Below are 20,193 nucleotides of genomic sequence, written 5' to 3' on the forward strand. Positions count from 1 at the left end.
TCAGGGGGGACTCCGTTCCCGCCCTCATGCCTGCGGCGTTAGCCTTTTCTCAGCCGTGATCCGTCAGCGACTGCGCTGCGCAAATCAGCGCCAGATGGCTCAGCCCCTGCGGCATGTTACCGCGCCACTCATCGGTGCGAACATCGAACATCTCATTAAAGGTTTCAACGTTGCCACGCTGACAAAGTTTGTCGAGGATCTCTTCCATCGCCTGCTCTGCCTGTGGAATATCACCCAGCGCGGCCAGCGCTTCCACCAGCCAGAAAGAGCAGGCAATAAAGGTACTCTCCTCCTGTTCCACACCGGAGTAGCGATAAACCATTGCGCTGTTGTGTCCCAGATCCTGACGGATAGCGCGATAGGTCGCGCGCATGCGCTCAGGATTCACCTGGTTGCCGTAACGGTGCATCAGCGCCAGCGCCGCATCCAGTTTATCTTCGCTGTCCGGGTAGAAGAGATAAGCCTGTCTGGCCTCGCTCCAGCAGTGCGCCTCCACCCACTCGCTGATGCGATCGCGTTCGCGCTGCCAGCGCTCAAGCTAGGTCGCTCAATATGTTTCGCCTCTGCCAGCGCCACGGCGCGATCCAGCGCCAGCCAGCAGGCCATCTTGGAATGCGTATAGTGATGCTGATCGGGCAGCTCCCAGATCCCGCAATCCTGCTGACGCCATGAATCAGCGCAATGATTCGCCAGCTCACCCAGCATGCGCGAGGTAGAGAGATCGAGAATGTGACCAGCCTGTATAAACAAATCGGCGGTGGCGAGCATGTCGCCATACATACTGAGCTGGAGCTGATCGCGCGCATTATTGCCGATGCGTACCGGCTGTGAATGGTGGTACCCCCGCAGCGGCGGATAAGATTCAGCCGGGACTTCATCCCCTTCGAGCGTATAACAGGCGCGCAGCGCGGTGCCGTGACGAATAATCGTTTTCGACAGCCATGAGAAAGCAGCCTTACAATCTTCCAGCGCGCCCAGAAACACAAACGATTTGATAATCAGGCAGGCGTCGCGTACCCACGCATAGCGATAGTCATAATTTTTTTCGCCGCCGATACCTTCCGGCAGGGAAGTTGTGGCCGCCGCCGCCAGCGCGCCGGTAGGAGAGTACCAGAGGAATTTCAGCGACAGCGCTGAACGCCGCACGTGCTTTTCATAGCGCCCCTGATAACTCAGGCTGCGCGTCCAGTCGCACCAGGCGGTGTGGCTGGTTTCAATACGGGTATCGATAGCGCTTAAATCCGGCACCGCCAGCGGTTCGCGCTCGGTGACCAGCAGAGCAACCAGCGCGTGACTGCCGGGCGAGGTTTTGAGCGTGGCAGCGATACGTTCATCGTCCCGCTGCGTAACATGCCACGCGTCACTGGTGCGCAGCATCGCCATCAGATCGGCAATATGATAAACATCGCCCTGTTCAGTGCAGTCCCGCCACGGCGAGCAGGTCTCAGCCAGCGTACCAAAGCGTAACGTCAGCGTCAGCTCAACGTGGCCCTCGATCCCTTCAACGCGCCGCGCCAGCTCACTCCACGGCAGACGACCGGCCAGCGTGCTGTTTAATGATTCAGTCAGCAGGACTGAACCCTCTGCGGTGATAAAGGTGGTTTCCAGCACGTTACTGTCAGCGCGATAAGCGCGTTCGGTGCGGAAGGGGGCTGCGGGTACAATCTGGAAAAACCCGCCAATCTCCGGATCGAGCAGGCGGTCAAACAGCGGGGCGGAGTCGAGATTAGGTGCACACCACCAGTCAATAGCCCCATCCGGTGCGATAAGCGCAACGGAACGGCCTTCCCCGATGGCAGCGTAATCTCCAAGGCGCGCAAACCCTTTCTCGCGCATCGGCGACTGCAAAATCTGGTTATTCATCATGCTTCCCTGTCAGCTGAAACGACAGCGTGGCTGCCACAGGGGCAGCCACGCTGATATCGGGCAGAATGTGCTATTACAGCGTGCCGGTACCGCCGTCTGAGCACCATACCTGGCCGGAAGTAAAGCCGTTCAGGTTTTCAGCAAAGGTGACATAGAGCGGCGCGATTTCCACCGGCTGGCCCGGACGGCCCATCGGTGCACCGGAACCAAACTGCTGCAGTTTCTCTTCCGGCTGACCACCGCACGCCTGAAGTGGCGTCCAGTATGGGCCCGGTGCCACAGCGTTAACGCGGATCTTCTGTTCCGCCAGCTGTTTAGCCAGCGCTTTAGTAAAGGCGGCAATTGAGGCTTTGGTCTGCGCATAATCCAGCAGAATAGCGCTTGGCTCATAAGCCTGAACGGAAGAGGTATTTATAATAGAGGCGCCCTCTGGCAGATATTCCAGCGCGGCTTTAGTGATCCAGAACATCGCATAGACGTTGGTCTTAAACGTTGCGTCAAAATCTTCCGTCGAGAGCGTGCGAATAGATTCATTAAACTGCTGACGTCCGGCATTATTAACCAGAATATCCAGGCCATCGAGTTTTTCAGCGGCTTCTTTAACCAGCTGCTGGCAAAACGATTCGGAACGGATATCACCCGGAATAGCGACGGCTTTACGTCCTTCAGCTTCAATCAGCTTAACCACTTCCTGCGCATCTGACTCTTCAGCAGGCAGATAGTTGATGGCAACGTCTGCGCCTTCACGAGCGTAAGCGATAGCCACGGCGCGGCCAATACCTGAATCGCCGCCGGTGATTAGCGCTTTACGTCCGGTCAGGCGGCCTGAACCGCGATAGCTTGTTTCACCGTGATCGGGACGCGGATCCATTTTACTGGCTAAGCCGGGGAAATCCTGCGACGGCGTGTTAAACGGCGGCTGCGGATATTCATTAGCGATTAGCGTTTTGTTAGTGAACGAATTCATAACGGGCTCCTTGTACAGTGAACGTGTAGAAAATAAGCCTGGCAGAGATGCGATATTTGTCACGTAAAAAAATTACGAATGAATTTTATTTGTGCAATATCCATGCAGTGGGGGAAGTTATTTTTCCTTACAATTTCACTAACGTAATGATTATTTATCCCCTCTTAGTCCACATTTATAAAATAAGCGAGTCGGCAATATTGCAGAGCAGAAAATTAGCTCTAAGCTCATTGAATAACTTTAATAAATTCCCGGCGTTTTACCGGGATAAACATAATGAGCACTGTCGTCAACGAGGCGAAAATGAGCGAAGCACTCTGTACCATTATTTATAACGGGGAACGGCTGAGTGGCGCAGCGGATCAACCGCTGATCGATTTTCTGCAGCAGCAGGGAAAAAAACTGCCGCACGTCTGCTACCACCCGGCGTTGCCGCCGCTGCAAAGCTGCGATGTCTGCTGGGTCAGGGCTGACGGAGAGCAGGTGCGTGGCTGTACCCTGCGGACGTATGAAGGCTTGCAGGTGGTCAGTGAAGGCGCCGACCTGGCTGCTGCACAGCAGGAAGGTATGGACCGTATTCTGAATCGCCATGAACTTTACTGCACGGTGTGTGAGCACAATACCGGCGACTGTACGCTGCATAATGCGGTAGCCGATATGCACATGCCGATTCAGTTCTATCCCTATGAACGTAAACCCTACACGAAAGATCACAGCAATCCGTTTTATACCTACGATCCCGACCAGTGCATTCTCTGCGGACGCTGCGTTGAGGCGTGTCAGAACATAGAAGTCAATGAGACACTCTCAATTGACTACAGCGCAGAACATCCGCGCGTATTGTGGGATGGCGGGACGGAGATTGCCGGATCGAGCTGCGTCAGCTGCGGTCACTGCGTCACGGTTTGCCCGTGTAACGCGCTTTTAGAAAAAACCATGCAGCCCGATGCCGGTCCGTTTACCCGCATGGATGAGGATTTAAAGCGGCCGTTTATTGATGCCATTAAAAAAATGGAGAAGAGTATCGGCATGGAGCCGATAACCGGCATCTCACTGATTGATGATGCTTTGCGCAAAACAGAAATTAAAAAAACCAAAACAGTCTGCACCTACTGCGGCGTTGGCTGCAGCTTTGAGGTCTGGACGCGCGATCGCCATATCCTGAAGGTGCAGCCGGTCGCTGAGGCGCCGGTAAACGGCATCTCCACCTGCGTAAAAGGCAAGTTTGGTTGGGATTTTGTTAACAGCCCGAATCGCCTGACCACGCCGCTTATCCGGGAAAACGGAGCATTCCGGCCTGCCAGCTGGGAAGAGGCGCTGAACCGGGTGGCGGAAGGGCTGCGTGCCGTAGCGCATCAGCACGGCGGCGCAGCAATTGGATTTATTGGCTCCAGTAAAGCCAGTAATGAAGAGGCCTATCTGACGCAAAAGATCGCGCGCCTGATTTTTGGTACCAACAATGTCGATAACTCTTCACGCTATTGTCAGAACCCGGCTACCCAGGGGCTGTTCCGCACCGTGGGTTATGGCGGCGATGCCGGCACGCTGCGCGATCTGCAGCAGACCGATCTGATTATCACCGTGGGCAGTAATCTTGCAGAAAACCATCCGGTATTCGCCTCGCACATCAAACAGAGCCATAAACATCACGGGCAGAAACTGCTGGTCGTGGATCCGCGTAAGCATGAAATGGCGGAGCGCGCCGACTGCTATCTGCGTATCCGGCCCGGTACCGATATGGTCTGGGCCTCTGCGATGGCAAAATATATGTTCGATCATCACTATGCAGATGACGCGTTTCTGGCTGAACGCGTTAATGATGTTGACGCCTACCGCGCCTCGCTCGCGCCGTTTACGCTTGAGATGGCGAGTGAAGTAACCGGTCTGAGCGTGGAGGCGCTCACCGAGGCAGCGGAGATGATCGGCCAGGCAAACAGCGCCTGTATTCTCTGGGCGATGGGTATCACGCAGCACAGCCACGGTGCCGATGCCAGCACGGCACTCTCTAACCTGCTGCTGGTGACCGGCAACTATGGTCGCCCCGGCACCGGTGGCTATCCGATGCGCGGCCATAACAACGTGCAGGGGGCCAGCGACTTTGGCTGCCTGAGCAATGTTTACCCCGGCTATGAAAGCGTAACGGATGATGCGGTTCGCGAGAAGTGGGCGCGTGCCTGGCAGGTTGCGCCGGAAGCGCTCTCTGATGAAGAGGGGCTGGATAACTTCCTGATGATTGAGCACGCCCACGATAAGCAGCTGCGCGCAATGTACATCATCGGCGAAGATACCGCCTTTTCAGACGCTAACTCCACCAAAGTGGATGAAGCGTTCAGCCAGCTCGATTTTATGGTGGTGCAGGACATTTTCATGAGCAAAACCGCGCGCTACGCCGACGTGGTGCTGCCCGGCTGTCCGAGCCTGGAAAAAGAGGGCACATTCGTCAATACCGAGCGCCGTATACAGCACTTCTCCCCGGCGTTTGCTCCACTGGGTGAGAGCCGGCCTGACTGGCAGATTCTGACCGATCTCGCCGCGCGTCTCGGGCATCACTGGCGCTATCCAAACCCCGGCGCCATCATGGCGGAGGCGGCGGGCATTGCGGATCTGTTTGCCGGTGTGAGCTATGAACAGCTGGTAGGCTGGCAGTCACAGCTCTGGCCGGTGAAAGCAGATGGCAGCAGTACGCCGCTGCTCTATACCGACGCATTTGCGTTTCCGGATGGTAAAGCGCGTCTCTATGCGCTTGAGTGGCAGCCGCCAGAAGAGCAGCCGGACGCAGAGTACGATCTGCTGCTGAATAATGGCCGCATGCTGGAGCATTTCCAGTCCACAAACCAGACCGGGCAGGGCGGACGCATCATGTCGCTGTCACCCAACTGGTTTGTGGAGATCTCGCCGCAGCTGGCGGAAGCGCGTCAGCTGCAGGAGGGTGACTGGGTTGAAATCCGCTCGCGGCGCGGCGCGCTGGAGGTGCCGGTGGTGGTGACCGATCGTGCCGCAGGGAACGTGCTGTTTATCCCGATTCACTATGGCAAACCCGGCGTCAATGGTCTGACCGGTAACCACCACGACCCGGATGTGAACACGCCGGCTTACAAAGAGATTGCCGTCAGCCTGCGTAAACTGGCGCGTCAGCCTCAGCCGCATCCGCTGCCGTTGCATAACTTCCGTCACGGTCAGCGCACGCCGCTGGATCACCTGCCGGTTGAGGTGAAATGGCAGCAGCCGGAGTACCGTTTGCCCCCTGAACATGTTTCGCACCCGGAGAAAAGCTAATGGCCGAACCGCTGGACTACCAGCCTGAACCTGCGCGCACTGAACCTACCGCGCAGGAGTCACTCAATACGCTGCTGGAGAATCTGCATCAGCACGGCTTTCTGCGTCTCGCCAATGACGTGGTTAAAGCGAACAACGACATTGGTAAAATTCTTGCCGGCGGGCTGAATCGCCCCGGTACTCAGAACGCCATCCAGAACATTTCGCTGCTGTTTATGATGCTGAGCACTATTCCGCCCGAGCGGTTTAATCATGTACTGCTGGCGCTGCGCGATGCGCTGGTCGCGATGAAGCCAGCGAGCGAGTCTGTTCAGCAGGAGAAAGCTGCGCCCGGCATCAGAGGGGTAATGAAACTGCTTAATGATGAAGACCTGTGGCAGGGTGTGCGTCCGCTGCTGTCGGCGCTGGAAGTTTTTTCGCGCGAGATGCAGAAAGAGGAGGAGACCCCGATTACCCGCTACAGCGGTAAGCCGACCCGTGAATAGTCAGGAGTGGGTGCTGCTGATTGCCCGTGGTCAGTTTGCGCTGACCATGGGCATGCACATTACGCTGGCAGCGCTGACGCTGGGCCTGGCGCCTTTCCTGGTCTGGTTTGAAGCGCGCTGGCTATGGGGGAAGCGCCCTGAAGCGCGGCAGGCGCTGCAGTTCTGGATCAAAATTTTTGCCCTGACGGTGGCTATCGGCACCGTCTCTGGCGTCGTTATGGAATTTCAGTTCGGCACGCACTGGTCCGGGCTGGCGTCACGCGCGGGCGGGGTGATAGGCCCGCTGATGCTGTACGAAGTGCTTATCGCCTTTTTTCTGGAGTCCGCGCTGACCGGCGTGATGCTGTTTGGTTTTGATCGGGTTAAGCCTGGCGTCCATTTCACCGTGACCTGTTTTGTGGCGCTGGGCGCCGTGCTGAGCGCGTTCTGGATCCTTGCGGCTAACTCCTGGATGCAGACGCCGGTTGATTTTCATCTGACCGATGATGGCCGTCTGCTGCCCGACAGCGCGTGGACGCTGCTTGCTGCTCCCTCCTTTGGCTGGCGTCTGGCTCATATGCTGCTCGCCTCGGCAATAAGCGTCAGCTTCCTGCTGGGCGGCGTAGCCGCGTGGCGCTTGTGCCGTCAGCCGGATGAAGCGGCCAGTCGTCTGATGCTGCGCAGCGCGCTGACGGTAACGCTACTGGCGGTACCGGCGCAGATTGTAGTGGGCGATCTGCATGGTGAAAATACGCGCACCTGGCAACCGGCTAAGCTGGCTGCCATCGAGGGGAGCTGGCACGCTCCGCCGCCGGGTCAGGGAGAGCCGCTGCGGCTGTTTGCCATTCCGGATCAGCAGGCGCAGCGCAACCACGCTGAACTGGCGATCCCGGCGATCGGCTCCCTCTACCTGCGTCACAACCTCAGCGGGCATATTAAAAGTCTGAGCGAGTTTCCGGCAGAGGCGTTGCCGCCCGTGTTACCGGTGTTTTTTGCGTTTCGCCTGATGGTGGGATGCGGCGTACTGATGCTGGTGGTTAGCCTGGCGGCCAACCTGCAGCGCTGGCGCGGTCGTTTATACCATTCACCGCGCCTGTTGCGTCTGCTGACGCTGATGTCGCCTGCCGGGTTTTTGGCGCTGCTGGCTGGCTGGGTGGTCACGGAAATGGGACGTCAGCCCTGGACGGTTTATGGCGTGTTACGTACTGCTGACAGCCTTTCGCCGCTGTCGCTCAGCAGTACATTGGTCATTTTTATCGCTATCGTGCTGGTCTATACGCTGGGTTTTGCGGCTGGCCTGCTCTATTTAGTGCGTCAAATCAACGCACCGCTGCCTGACGATGCCGACGTGGCAGCCGAGCACGTTGAAACACCGGCCTGAGGAGCTGATGATGCTTGCCGATCTCTCTGCCGCCGTGCTGATTTTTTCACTGCTGATGTATCTGGCGCTGGATGGCACCGATCTTGGCGTGGGCATGCTGTTTTACGCTTTCGACACGCCACAGCAGCGGCAGTGGATGGCACACAGCCTGCTGCCGCTATGGGATGCTAACGAGACCTGGCTGGTGCTGATGGCCGGGGGAATGCTGGCGCTTTTTCCTGCGCTCTATAGTCTGCTGCTGCAGACGCTGATGGTGCCGGTATTTCTGCTGCTGCTGGCGCTGTTTCTGCGCGCGCTGGCGCTGGCGTATCGCGCGCAGGTGAGTAGGGCATGGCGTGTCTGGCTTGACCGTCTGATGATAGCCAGTTCGCTGGCCGCAGCCTTTTTGCCCGGCTGGATAAGCGGCCTGATCCTGGTTTCGCGTCCGCCTGCCGGAATTATGATCGATCTCTCGCTGGCACCGCTGCTGTGTGGCGCCGGCGTGGTGGCAGTCGATCTGCTGCTGGGCTGCTGCTGGATCTGCTGGCGTCTGGGTGAGGCGGCGGGAGAACGCGCCCGGTCACTTGCCGTGCTGGCATGGACCTGCGCGGTGATATGTCTGACAGGCGTGATACTGCTGGAGCCGACGCTAAGGCAGCTGAGCTGGCAGCGCGCGCCTGGCCAGCTTATTCTGATTGCGATCCCGCTGCTGATTGTGCTTCAGGCCATATTACTCTGGCGCGAAGCGATGGTGGCGCTGCTGATGACAACGCTGCTGCTTGTCGGCGCAGTGGTCATCGCCCTGGCGTTCGGCCTCTATCCGTGGCTGCTGCCGTTTCAGCTGCGTATTCAGGAAGAGGCCTCGTCGCCGGTGACGCAGGGCGTGGTGCTGACCGGCATGCTGATTTTCCTGCCGCTGACGCTGGCCTACCACAGCTGGTCCTTTTGGGTATTCAAACGCCGCCATCAGCGCTGAGTTTACGGCTGGTCAGCGGGTATACGCATAAACCAGGTTCCCTGCAGCTGCATGCGTAAAAAATCGCGAAACAGTGTTTCCAGCGTCTGCTGAGGATCGACGTCAGCGAAACGCTGCGGATAGAGCGTTTTAGCCATAAATTCTGCTGCAACGACGTGCCACGGGCTGAGATAAAAATTCATCCACAGCGCGCCCGCCTGACCATTATGCAGCGCCTTCAGCCCGCGCAGCCCTTTCTGCTGTCCGGTCAGCTGCTGAAAACTCTGCAGTGCAACATCAGGCGCGATCTCCGGTCCGAGCTTCAGCCGGCCACTGCTCTGATTGTCGCTAAAACCGGTAGCAAAGTAGTAGTCAGGCTGCGCGGCAATCACGCTCTCTTCACTCAGGCGGGCAAACACACCCTGCCGGGTACGGGCGGCGATGTTGTCGCCTCCGGCCAGGCGCAGAAGCTCGCCCAGACTGCCGTTGATTGCCGTCACGCAGCACTCATTGCGGCGTCCCAGATGCAGGTGCAGCAGCACTTCAGGGCGCGCACCGTGAAAATCAGCAAGCCGCTCCTCAATGACCCGCATATGGGCGGCGTAAAACCGGTTAAATGCGGCTGCCCGCGCCTGCTGATTAATTACATCACCCAGGATCTCCACGCTGCGCCGGGTATTCTTCAGCAGCTGAACGCGCAGGTCGATCTTCACGACCGGAATGTGTGCCGCCTGCAGTACCGCAAGCAGACGCGCGTCAGCATCATCATAGCGTGCCAGGCTGGGTAAAATGACGACGTCGGGGCGCAGCGCAATAATCTGTTCCGGGTTGATCGCCGCCGGGCCACCGCTGCCAAGTGACGGAACCGTCTCTATTTGCGGAAAACGCCGCGCAAAGCTGCGCCACATCTGCGCATCATATTTCTGCAGATCGCGTGGCCAGCCCACAATGTGCTGCAGCGGATTATCAGGCGCCAGCAGCGCCAGTGTGTAAAGCATACGGCTCTCGCCAAGCACAATACGCTGCGGGCGATCGGGTATTGTCACCCAATGACCGTCAATATCGGTAAGTGTTTTTGCCTGCGCCAGCGGGCTTAGCAGCAGCCCGGCTAACAGCAGCAGGCTGGCGAAAAAGAGTGAATCAGAACGCAATGCTCGCCTCCGCCACCAGATTGCGGGTCTCGCCTTCGCGTACGCGCAGGTTGCCACCGCTGGAGGTGTAGTAGTGTTTATCAAACAGATTATTCAGGTTCAGCTGAAGCCGGGTTTTATGTCCGGAAAGGGTACTGTTCCAGGCAATAAAGGTGTCGGCTACCGTATAGTCAGGCAGGGTAAAGCTGTTCTCCGGATCGCCCGCGCGTGAACCGACATAGCGGGCACCCCCCCCGATGCGGAAATCACCCGGAATGCCGGGCAGCGCCAGCGTGTGGGTGAGCCAAAGTGCACCGGCGTGACGGGGAGCGTTCTGCAGCCGGTTGCCGTTATTGGCCCTGTTTACGCCATCGTCAGCGATCTCCGCTATATCATAGCTGTAACTGGCGCTGATCTCCCAGCCGGCAGCCACTTCCCCGTTAAGCTCCGCTTCAGCGCCTGTGGATCGCGCCCGGTTGATAGTGCGCGTGGTGCCATTGATGCTGAGTGACATATCGCGCTCATTAATGCGGTAAAGCGCCAGGCTGGCAAACAGCGTCGGCGTGATTTGCCACTTGCTGCCCGCTTCCCAGCTGGTGCCCTGTTCAGGTTTGCCCACCCGTCCCGCATCATCCACCTCGGTTGAGGGGGTGAACGATTTGCTGACGCTGGTGTAGAGCGATATATCCGGTGTCAGTTTGTAGATCGCGCCTGCCTGCGGCAAAAATTTGTTGCCGCTGCTCTCCAGCGTCGGCACGATTGGGTCGGCTCCCTTTGAGGCGCGCTGTTCATAATGCTGATAGCGGCCGCCCGCCACCAGGGTCCAGCGATCGTTAATCGCTACGCTATCTTTGGCGTAAAGCGAGCGGCTGTGAATGCGGTTCAGCAGCCGCGCATTTGCGCGGCGCTCGGTAGTGGCATCCGTGACCGGCGCAAGCAGATCGTAATGCGGTTCGGCAAGCGTAAACCCGCGATTTGCTTTGCCCTGATACTGCCGCGCCCGCAAGGTCTGATTCATCTCATAATCGGTGCCCGCCACCAGCGTGTGCGTCATGCCGGCAAGCTGCTGCGTACCGGTCAGATCCCAGGCGATATATTTTGTCTGATGATTAAAACCGCGATTGGCGTCAGCGCGACGCGTCACAACCCCGCTGTCCGGATCGATGGCGGTAACGCGCACTTCATTATTATCATACTGCCGCTGGTTCCAGCCCAGCGTCACACGCGTGCTCCAGTCGTCACTAAACTGCCAGTCGTAGTGGGTATGCAGCGTTTTATTATGGCCCCAGGCGTGGCCAGCTTTATCATCCAGCCGATCTTTGTAGCCGATATCAACCGGGCGGTTATGGATAAACGCCGTACCGCGATCGTAAGGAATATCATACTGGTAATCTTCGTAACTCAGCAGAAAGCTGGCTTTCTCGCCATACCACTGCAGCGAGGGTGCGATGAGCCGGTGTTTATCACGACCAAAATTGCGCCAGTAATCCTGGTTCTGCTGCTCTGCGACCAGCCGGAAAGCAAAACCGTTATCCAGTGGTCCGGTGATATCGAACGTACCGCTGCCGCCGCCGCTGCTGGCGGTCCGGCCGCTCAGCGCGGTACGCCATTCATAAAGCGGTTTTTTGCTGATGATATTGATGACGCCGCCCGGATTCTGGATGCCGTAGAGCAGTGAAGCGGATCCTTTCAGTACTTCAACCCGCTCCGTTGCTGCGTTGACATTGAGGCCCTGACTGCTGCGTATGCCATCGCGATAGATCGAACCGTCGCTGTTGCCGCCAAACCCGCGGCGCACAAAGCCATCTTCCGTGCCTGCCAGCGTATTACCTTCGCTTACGCCGCTGACAAAGCGCATCGCCTCCGTCAGGCGACTGACCTGGTAATCCTCCAGCTGTTGCGGCGTTACAATGCTGACTGACTGGATCTCATCAAGCCGCGCAACGGGCAGTTTGCTGCTGACGGTGCTGCTGCCGGCGCTATAGCCGGACGCGGTTTCACTATCAGCCTGAACCGTGAGCGTGGTTTCCTGCTCTGCGGCATTGGCCGTAACGGAGACAGGGATAAGCCCCTGCAGCGCAACATATAACGCAGGGCGTAACGCCTTTGGCACAAAAGTAGAGGAAATAAGCATGTCAGCAAACCTGGTAAAGACGGAGTGTTCCGTCATAAAGCCATCGGCAAAACCTGCCGCGCGCGGGCAGGCAGAATAATCATTCAGCGGCCAAAATGCAGGCTTGAATGTAATTGAGAATCATTCAAACATGAAAGAATGTAGTAGTAAACGGATATAATGCAGGTAATACTACATTTATCCGGAATCCGTCTAATGACGGTATATTTAAATATTAATGTTATAAATCAATATATTAATCATTAAAATGCGAAGAGGTTTCTCGTTCTGTGAGTAAAGTGAATAGGGCGCATCTCATTATCACGAGACCAGCCACTACAACATATCCGCCTTTCACAGCGGGTAATGTCAGGAGCCTCAGCCCATGGCGCTGAAAAAAAAGGGTGTCCGGACAGACATTTTTGGCGACCGCTGCCGGGCTCGTATCGCCAGTCTCTCCCCCCGGCTGCAGACGGTCGCCCGCTATATTGATGCGCATCGTGAGAGCGTGGCGGAAGCGACGGCTATCGATATTGCCGCCGCAACGGGAACGTCTGATGCGACGGTGATCCGTGCCGTACAGGCGCTGGGCTTTACGGGCCTGCGCGATCTTAAACTCACGCTGGCGGAGTGGGCGGGGCCGGCCATTAACTCTGCGGCAAAGATGAGCGCGACCGTTAGCGAACTGGCCTGCGATATTGATGCCAGCATCGATTTTGTGCTGCTGGGACACCAGCAGGCGTGTCACGCGCTGGCACAGCCCGAAAACCGTCAGGCGGTGGCACAGGCGGTGGCGTTGCTGAGCGAAGCGCGTCAGGTCGCCCTCTTTGGCATCAACGCGTCAGGTATTCTTGCGGACTACAGCGCCCGTATGTTCAGCCGTATCGGGCTGCCCGCCACAACCCTGAACCGCACCGGCATTGCGCTGGCAGAGCAGTTGCTGAGCCTGCAGCGTGGTGATGTACTGGTGATGATGGCGCAGAAATCGGCGCATCGTGAAGGGGTCACGGCGTTAAAGGAGGCGAGAAAGCTGGGCATTCCTGTCATTCTGCTGACGCATGCGATGGAGTCTGCCTTTGCGCGCGAGGCTGATATCGTGATCAATGTACCACGCGGCGGGGAAGGAGGACGCATGCCGCTGCACGGGACCGTGCTGGTCTGTCTTGAAATGCTTATCCTGTCGGTTGCCTCAGTCAATGCCGGACGCACGGTGAAAACCATGAAGCGGATTCAGGAGCTAAACCGATCGCTTAAGCCCGGTACTAAACGCTAAGTGTGAACCGATCGTGAATATCCGGCGCGCGCAAATTTCACGAAAAATAACACCTGCCGGTGCGGTTTTATCGCTATAAATGCAGGCAAAAGAAGGAGTTCTTGTGCGTGCATTTCTGACAACTATTACCCTGTTTATAACACTCGTTCTGACCAGCCCGGTTAGCCTGGCGGCAGACGCCATGGCGTTCTGGTCAGCATCGCGGCACGGGGCCAACAGTTTTAACCGGCTGCCGCCTGACAGCAAATATTTTACGGCTCTGCATGACTACGGTGCCAGCTGGGTACGGCTCTCCTGGGATAAGTGGCCCACGCAGCAACGCGATTTTTTGCTGGGTAACGCAGATGAGTATCGCGGGCTGGACGCCGGCGATCTGCAGACGCTTATCCACACCCTCGACCGCGCCTGGGCAGCGGGCCTGCGCGTGGTTATTACGCCTCTCTCTCTGCCCGGCATGCGCTGGGCGCAGAATAACGGGGGAAAATTTGACGATCGGCTCTGGCAGGATAAAGCCTGGTGGGAAGCCAGCGTGCGCTACTGGCACGATCTGGCTGCTGCTCTGCACCATCATCCCGCTATCGCCGCCTATAACCTGATCAATGAGCCCGCGCCGGAAAAAAATGGCGGACTGGCAGAGCACGCCAGCAGCGAGGCGATGGCGCGCTGGTATCAGCAGCAGCGTGGCGGAAGCCGCGATCTGCCGGCGTTTTATGCCGCGCTGATAGCCGCTATTCGTGAAGCAGATGCCGTTACACCGATAATGGTCGACAGCGGCTGGTATGCCGCCGCCGATGCGTTTGACTACTGGCCTGAGGCGCTGCACGACACGCGCATACTTTACAGCGTGCACATGTATGAACCCTATGCTGCGACCAGCGCACCCAACGCCCGGCGTGAAAAACCCTGGCCCTATCCGGGTTACGTACCTTTCGGCGAGGATATGCAGCAGTGGGATGCGGCGCGTGTCGCGGACTATCTGGCACGCCCTTTTGAATGGGCTGCGCGTAACGGGATCGATAAGCGGCAGCTGGTGGTTAGCGAGTTTGGCTGCGTGCGCACGCTGGCCGGTTGTACCCGGTACCTGGAAGATGTGCTGACGGTGCTGGACAGCCATGACGCGCACTGGGCATTTTATAGCTTTCGTGAAGATAGCTGGGACGGCATGGATTATGAACTGGGTCGTCAGAAAGTGCCGTGGCGCTACTGGCAGGCGGCAGAGAAAAATCTGCCCGATCCCCTGCCGCGCAGCGCCACAAAAGAGTTTGAGCCGATACGCAAGCGGCTCGCCGGTCAGTAAGGCGTGCCGGGCCATGCGGCCCGGCACGCCCCGCCTCAGGCGATAGTTTTGCGATTGCTGAGCAGATCTTTCACGCTCTCTGCTACCCGCTTGCCCGCCAGGAAAGCGTGATCCGAATTGTAATACTCCCATTCGCTATAGCGCCCGGCCAGATGGATACTTTGCGTGGCCAGCCAGCTACGGATCAGCGCCACGTTGGCACTGCGCGCATGATCGTAAACGACATAGGCGTACGGCATGTTTACGATACTGCTGGTGAGGATCTCATCATCCTCATTGATAATGCCTACCCGGATACAGTCATCGATACAGCGCTGGATCAGCGCTTCACCCTCACAGGGCAGCGGTTGATCGTCACGCCAGGTGATTTCACAGGTCAGACCGAATCCGCCCGGAGGATTACAGTGCGGGCTGGCATTACCCTGCAGAAAGATGCGATGGAACAGCGTGTCTCCCGGATAGTAAATCCAGTGCTTTTCACTGATCGCCGGACGTCCGATACCAAGATTAACGCAGCACACAGAGGTATGACGCAGCTGAGAAGCCGCCTGCTGTACCGCCTGCGGCGCGCGGGCGCCCATCAGGCGCACCAGTTCCGGTAAGGGCAGCGTGCTGATGAGCTGGTCATACTGCAGATGCCTGCCGTCGCTGAGCGTGACGCTGCGCGACTGCGGCTGAATCTCGGCTACCGCCGTTCCGGTCTCCAGCGTACAGCTAAGGTGAGGCAGGAAACCGTTCATCAGCGCCTGAAAGCCGCCGCGCAGCGGATAGCCGAAGCGCGCGTTGGGCCCGACCGGTTTCTCCAGCGGCGCAAGCGCACCGCTGACGATCTGCGCCAGATCCGGCAGGGGTACGCGACCGCCCAGCCACGAGGTCTCCATGCTGGCCAGCGGCGTTTTCCACAGTTTACGGTTATAGGGAACGGCAAAATGACGGGCGATGCCTTTGCCCCAGACGCGATAGATAAAATGTTCAAAATCTTCACTGTCGCGCTGTTCAGTGATGCAGCTCTCATCCGCTACCACGCCGTCGGCGCAGCAGTCGCGCGATGCGTCTGCGCCAGGCAGTATGGCGGTATCGTTTTCTGCCGCGCCGTAGCGCGCTTCAATCGCGCCCAGCACACATTCACTAATCACCTCCGCCGGCAGGCCGTGCAGCGCTGACTGGAACGGGTAGCGCGTATAGACATCGTGGCTATAGACCCAAGCTTCGCGCATCTGCCAGTGCTGATTCTCACCCAGCAGCAGATCGTAGAGCTCCAGCACGTAGGGATCGTTGGAGAACATGATGTGACCGGCATAGTCGAAGGTAAAACCCTTATCTTCGATTGACCGGCACCAGCCGCCTGGCGACTCATTTTTCTCCAGTACGACGGCCCCTTTACCGTAATGATAACCGGCACTCAGGCCGGTAGGCCCTGCGCCGAGGATAAGACATTCAACCGGATGCAGCGTGACCGGCTGCGTGCGTTCAGCGGGTGCAGCGGCCTGCGTCGCAGGCCGGGCGGGCTGACGTTTAATGGCGCTGAGGTGCTGCTGCATCTGCGCCACCGTATTATCCCAGGACGTCGCGGCGACTACGGCAGCCATCGCTTCAGCCTGCATATGACGCCGTTCAGCTGTCTGGCGCAGAGCGTGTTCGCAGCCCTGAATAAAGGCTTCCTGCGAATCGGCTATTGTCACGACGTCAGCATACTGGCGCGCTACGTCAGCGATCGCTGTGCTGACAATCGGCAGCTGCGCGGCCATGTACTCCAGAACCTTTGTCGGGCTGATAAAGCGCGTGGAGGTATTGAGCGCAAACGGCATCAGGCAGACATCCCAGCCCGCCAGAAACTGCGGCAGGGCGGCATAAGGCTGCTGTCCGAACCAGTGCAGGTTTTTACGCTGCGGCAGCGTCGCAGGCTCGATCTTGACCACCGGTCCCACCATGATGATCTGCCAGTCAGGGTGCGCGTCAGCCAGCGCGGTGACCAGCGGCAGATCCATGCGCTCATCAATCACACCGTAGTAGCCGAGGCGCGGTTTAGGCAGAAACTGCTGCAGCGGATGGCCGTTGCTGCGGTCGAGCGCCTGTGAAAAGTGCCCGGCATCCACGCTACTGGGAAAACAGTGAACGCGCGAGTGACGATCTTTTTTCGCTTCATACAGGCTGCGTCCGCCGGTAAAGACCAGGTCAGCGCGGCTCAGAAGAGCCGATTCGCGCTGCTGCAGCTGACGCGGCGCCTGGTCAAACGCGGAGAGTTCATCCATACAGTCATAAATGATCCCGCGGCTGTTAAACGCGCTAAGCAGCGGCAGCGCCATTGGGGTGTAGAACCAGACCAGCGGTTCAGTGCCAGGCTCCAGCAGGTTGCTGAGCAGCGGCTGCAGTAGCGCAATCTGGTCGTCATGAAAACCGGGGGCGTGTATCGGCGTATGCGGCTCGACCACGGTGACATTGGCCGCCGGCTGCGAGGTGCGCAATCCTGCTTCACCCGCCTGATAAACCGGCTCTTCAATAAAAATAATCCGGTGGTGCTGTGCAAGGCGTGAGAGCACATGCTGCGGCCGCTGAAACACAAATCCCCAGCGCAGATGACTAAATACCACCAGTACAGATTGATTCATGGCGAACTCCTTTGGCCCAGCGGCCGGTGTGAGAAACCCCTGAAAACGCGCGAGTGCGCGTTGTGATTGCCGCAGCGCGGCAGCATAAGCGTGGTTAAGCAGGCGAACGTTTTGCGAATCGCTATCCCACAGACCGCTATGCGGCCAGTGCGTAATATCTTCCCAGAGAGGCCGATCGATAATCGGGTAAAGGCAAATGCCGCGAATATCGCAGCCTGCCAGCTGCGCCTGCGCGACCTGGTCGGTAATATGGGTTATCCAGGCCGCGCGGCCGCTGCCGACGTGGCTGGTTTCTGCCAGCAGCAGGGGGCGCTGATAGCGCGCCGAGAGACGGGCAAGCATGTCGGATAACGGAATGCGCCGGGCATCATCCAGATGCCACTCCAGCCGCTGGCCGGTCTGCGCCAGCCACTGGTTACCGTGATAATAGTTGGCTCCGATCAGATCCAGATAGCGCGGCGACCCGCCCAGCTCCGGTTCACGCAGCCCTGCCAGCATATCCCACGCCTGATACTGCGCGGCCGTCAGAGCGGCGGCGTGCTGTTGTGCGTGCTCGCTTTCATCCTCCGGCACCACATGAATAACGGGATCGCAGTGCAGAAAACGTACGCGCGGATCGACGGCCAGAATGGCATCACAGCCCGCCAGGGCAGCGCGTACCAGCTGCCGCTTAATGGCATCGGGATCGCTATCGGCGTTGTTACCAAAGAGTCCTACTGAAATACCCCAGGCGAAAAAAGAGAGCTCGTTAACCGGTGAGTAAACCGGGGGCACGTCACGGTAAAATCCGGCCAGACAGGTCGCAACCTGATGGCAGAACCGCGCAAAACGCGGCACAAATTCAGGTGAGAACAGGGTGAGATCGTCCGGCCAGCCATAGTGGCTCAGCGTCCAGTTCACCTGAATACCCTGCTCGCTGGCCGACTGCATGCAGCGGGTCAGCCGGGCAAAGGTACGCTGTGGATCGGCTTCAGCCAGCCGCCAGCCCACGCTTTCACGCACTGACCGAATATTAAATGCAGCGAGCGCGGCATAATCCGTTGCAATATGCACGTCGTGTGCATTGATTACATTCATATCAAGTGCAATCCCGGCGGGATTAATATGATCGGCACCCTCAAAACCGGCCTGCCAGAAGCTGGAAAATGGCAACATTTAATTCTCCTGGAAAACAGGACAAAACAGCAGCCCTGTAAAGTAAATTACAGGACCAGCTTTAGTTGAAATTTATCAGGGCTGTGACTGGATTAATAAAAAGGCTGCCAGCGGGTTACACGACAACGTCAGGGCAGCGGTAAAAATTTATAAAGGTTGTTTGAGGAAATTATAGTCAGGTGCCGGGTTTCAGCAACCCTGTGAAGTTGCTGAAAAAAAAGCAAAGCGGCAGCCAATGCTTTGCTTTATTGACTGCTGATCCTCTCTTTTTTCGGCGAATAACACCATTTTTCAATGGCTACAGTAGAAAAATGGAAAAATTACTATTTCAGCGAAGGATAATTTATTCGCAGCGATTTTTGATTTGCGCTTCACGTTTTTTAATCCAAAAAAAAGCTGCCGTTATGTTCAACATGTTGAATGGCATAATAATTGCGCCTGACGGTTTTTATTTGCAGCACTTTTAGGTTTAATTTTTGCGGCTCTGATTAGGCTGCAGAGAAAAAATTGCGTTACGTATTAAACCAGCCGCTGAGCAAAAGCTGCTTCGGCCAGCGCTGCAAGGTAGTGTGCAGCAGGCAACAGCACATCATCGTTAATGCGAAACGCAGGGTGATGCAGAGGCCAGGCTTCACCGGTGCCAATCATGATAAATGCGCCGGGTATGTGCTGCTGATAGTAAGCAAAATCTTCGCCAATCGGGGTGGCAGCAATTTCACGTGCGTCCAGCCCGTTAAGCGCTGCCTGCTGCAGGGCAAACGCTGTCCAGTGCGCATCATTTATCACTGCGGGTGGCCCGGCCTGCCAGGTGATTGCTATTTCAGCCGCAAACGCTGCGCTGATACCTTTTACCAGTTCACGAAATCGCTGTTCAATACGTTCGCGCGCTGCGGCGGAAAAGGTGCGCACGGTGCCTTCCAGCCAGGCGCTTTCCGGAATGACATTCCACGTGCTGCCGCTGTGAAGCTGGGTAATCGAGAACACAGCATTCTCTGCTGAAGGGAGGTTACGGCTGATCAGCGTCTGGACTGCAGAGACAATGTGCGCGGCAATCACAATAGGGTCGTTACCCTGATTCGGGTGTGCGGCATGGCTGCCGGTGCCGGTGATCTGTAGCGCAAAGCGGTCAACGGCGGCGGTCAGGGCGCCCGCCCGGCTGCCCGCCACACCTGCCGGCAGAGAGGGATCGTTATGGAGACCAAATATGGCAAACGCATCCTGCAAAGCACCGCTGGCAAGCACCGCGGGTGCGCCTTCACCGGTCTCCTCTGCTGCCTGAAAAATAAAGCGCACCTGTCCAGCCAGCTGTGTTTCGCGGGATTTCAGCAGAATGGCTGCGCCCAGTATGGCCGTACTGTGAAAATCGTGACCGCAGGCGTGCATGACTCCGGGATGCGCTGAAGTAAACTCTACTCCGGAGTGCTCTTCAATCGGCAAGGCATCAATATCGCCCCGCAGCACCACCAGCGGACCGGTTGCGGGACCCACTTCAGCGACCAGTCCGGTTGTCAGCGCCAGGGAGAGAATACGGATATTGTGCGCCTCCAGCTGCTCACGAATGCGTTGTGTGGTGGCAAATTCCTGGTTTGACAGCTCCGGGAAACGGTGCAGCTCCTGCCGGAAAGCGACCAGCTGTTCTGTTAACTGCGTTAATTCTGACGGCGACATAGTTTGTTCCTTTCTCACGATTACGCTGCGCGGCGTGCAGCACGTTATCCGGGGAAGGTA

At 57.7% G+C, this 20,193-nt stretch carries 11 protein-coding genes and 1 pseudogene; 6 read left to right on the top strand and 6 right to left on the bottom strand.

Annotation, left to right across the window (positions count from 1 at the left end; genetic code table 11):
• Positions 1–49: 49 nt before the first annotated feature.
• Both HA43_RS02360 and HA43_RS02365 read right to left on the bottom strand, forming a co-directional pair.
• A pseudogene (locus tag HA43_RS02360) lies at positions 50–1,863 on the bottom strand (glycoside hydrolase family 15 protein).
• Between the two features lie 76 nt (positions 1,864–1,939).
• Positions 1,940–2,833 carry an SDR family oxidoreductase gene (locus HA43_RS02365; protein ID WP_040113858.1) on the bottom strand — a complete coding sequence of 298 codons (894 nt, stop codon included), beginning with the start codon at positions 2,831–2,833 and terminating at the stop codon, positions 1,940–1,942.
• Between the two features lie 303 nt (positions 2,834–3,136).
• Between HA43_RS02365 and fdhF the strand changes: the two genes are divergently transcribed.
• From fdhF to HA43_RS02380, 4 genes are read left to right on the top strand one after another with little or no spacing between them, the layout of a single operon-like run.
• On the top strand, positions 3,137–6,109 hold the full coding sequence (gene fdhF, locus HA43_RS02370; protein ID WP_094110888.1) for a formate dehydrogenase subunit alpha: 2,973 nt from the start codon (positions 3,137–3,139) through the stop codon (positions 6,107–6,109).
• On the top strand, positions 6,109–6,594 hold the full coding sequence (locus HA43_RS18610) for a DUF1641 domain-containing protein (protein ID WP_040113859.1): 486 nt from the start codon (positions 6,109–6,111) through the stop codon (positions 6,592–6,594). The genes fdhF and HA43_RS18610 overlap by 1 nt, the downstream gene beginning before the upstream one ends.
• Positions 6,587–7,954 (top strand): cytochrome ubiquinol oxidase subunit I, encoded by a 1,368-nt coding sequence (locus HA43_RS02375; RefSeq protein WP_071668299.1) that lies wholly within the window; start codon positions 6,587–6,589, stop codon positions 7,952–7,954. Before HA43_RS18610 ends, HA43_RS02375 begins: the two co-directional genes overlap by 8 nt.
• Before the next feature lie 7 nt (positions 7,955–7,961).
• A complete protein-coding gene (locus HA43_RS02380; RefSeq protein ID WP_158086425.1) occupies positions 7,962–8,909 on the top strand; it encodes a cytochrome d ubiquinol oxidase subunit II in 948 nt (315 codons plus the stop codon).
• Positions 8,910–8,911: 2 nt separating this feature from the next.
• On the opposite strand, the gene HA43_RS02385 is transcribed toward HA43_RS02380, so the two are convergent.
• Both HA43_RS02385 and HA43_RS02390 read right to left on the bottom strand, forming a co-directional pair.
• Complete coding sequence (locus HA43_RS02385) at positions 8,912–10,039, bottom strand: ABC transporter substrate-binding protein (protein WP_094110860.1); 1,128 nt, start codon at positions 10,037–10,039, stop codon at positions 8,912–8,914.
• On the bottom strand, positions 10,029–12,152 hold the full coding sequence (locus HA43_RS02390) for a TonB-dependent siderophore receptor (protein ID WP_094110861.1): 2,124 nt from the start codon (positions 12,150–12,152) through the stop codon (positions 10,029–10,031). Before HA43_RS02390 ends, HA43_RS02385 begins: the two co-directional genes overlap by 11 nt.
• Positions 12,153–12,516: 364 nt before the next feature.
• Here HA43_RS02390 and HA43_RS02395 point away from each other — a divergent pair, with 364 nt between their 5' ends.
• Together HA43_RS02395 and HA43_RS02400 are read left to right on the top strand one after the other, a co-directional pair.
• Entirely contained in the window at positions 12,517–13,404 is an 888-nt protein-coding gene (locus HA43_RS02395) for a MurR/RpiR family transcriptional regulator (protein ID WP_094110862.1), read from the top strand.
• A gap of 103 nt (positions 13,405–13,507) precedes the next feature.
• The gene (locus HA43_RS02400) at positions 13,508–14,701 is read left to right on the top strand and encodes a glycoside hydrolase family 5 protein (protein ID WP_223811795.1); all 1,194 of its coding nucleotides are present in this window, start codon (positions 13,508–13,510) and stop codon (positions 14,699–14,701) included.
• 35 nt (positions 14,702–14,736) lie between these two features.
• Here the strand turns inward: HA43_RS02400 and HA43_RS02405 are convergent, their stop codons facing one another.
• Both HA43_RS02405 and HA43_RS02415 read right to left on the bottom strand, forming a co-directional pair.
• Complete coding sequence (locus HA43_RS02405; RefSeq protein WP_094110864.1) at positions 14,737–18,465, bottom strand: FAD-dependent oxidoreductase; 3,729 nt, start codon at positions 18,463–18,465, stop codon at positions 14,737–14,739.
• Positions 18,466–18,984: 519 nt separating this feature from the next.
• Positions 18,985–20,133: an amidohydrolase gene (locus HA43_RS02415; RefSeq protein ID WP_094110866.1), complete on the bottom strand. Its 1,149-nt coding sequence runs from the start codon at positions 20,131–20,133 to the stop codon at positions 18,985–18,987.
• Positions 20,134–20,193 lie beyond the last annotated feature (60 nt).

It is taken from the genome of Pantoea eucrina, assembly GCF_002095385.1.
In the GTDB taxonomy this organism is placed as follows: Bacteria; Pseudomonadota; Gammaproteobacteria; order Enterobacterales; family Enterobacteriaceae; genus Pantoea; species Pantoea eucrina.

What these genes read in the sequence shown, in the direction of transcription:
- HA43_RS02365 (WP_040113858.1), bottom strand. Translation starts at nt 2,833, where the DNA reads ATGAATTCGTTCACTAACAAAACGCTAATCGCTAATGAATATCCGCAG.
- HA43_RS18610 (WP_040113859.1), top strand. Translation starts at nt 6,109, where the DNA reads ATGGCCGAACCGCTGGACTACCAGCCTGAACCTGCGCGCACTGAACCT.
- HA43_RS02415 (WP_094110866.1), bottom strand. Translation starts at nt 20,133, where the DNA reads ATGTCGCCGTCAGAATTAACGCAGTTAACAGAACAGCTGGTCGCTTTC.
- HA43_RS02395 (WP_094110862.1), top strand. Translation starts at nt 12,517, where the DNA reads ATGGCGCTGAAAAAAAAGGGTGTCCGGACAGACATTTTTGGCGACCGC.
- fdhF (WP_094110888.1), top strand. Translation starts at nt 3,137, where the DNA reads ATGAGCGAAGCACTCTGTACCATTATTTATAACGGGGAACGGCTGAGT.
- HA43_RS02380 (WP_158086425.1), top strand. Translation starts at nt 7,962, where the DNA reads ATGATGCTTGCCGATCTCTCTGCCGCCGTGCTGATTTTTTCACTGCTG.
- HA43_RS02405 (WP_094110864.1), bottom strand. Translation starts at nt 18,465, where the DNA reads ATGTTGCCATTTTCCAGCTTCTGGCAGGCCGGTTTTGAGGGTGCCGAT.
- HA43_RS02390 (WP_094110861.1), bottom strand. Translation starts at nt 12,152, where the DNA reads ATGCTTATTTCCTCTACTTTTGTGCCAAAGGCGTTACGCCCTGCGTTA.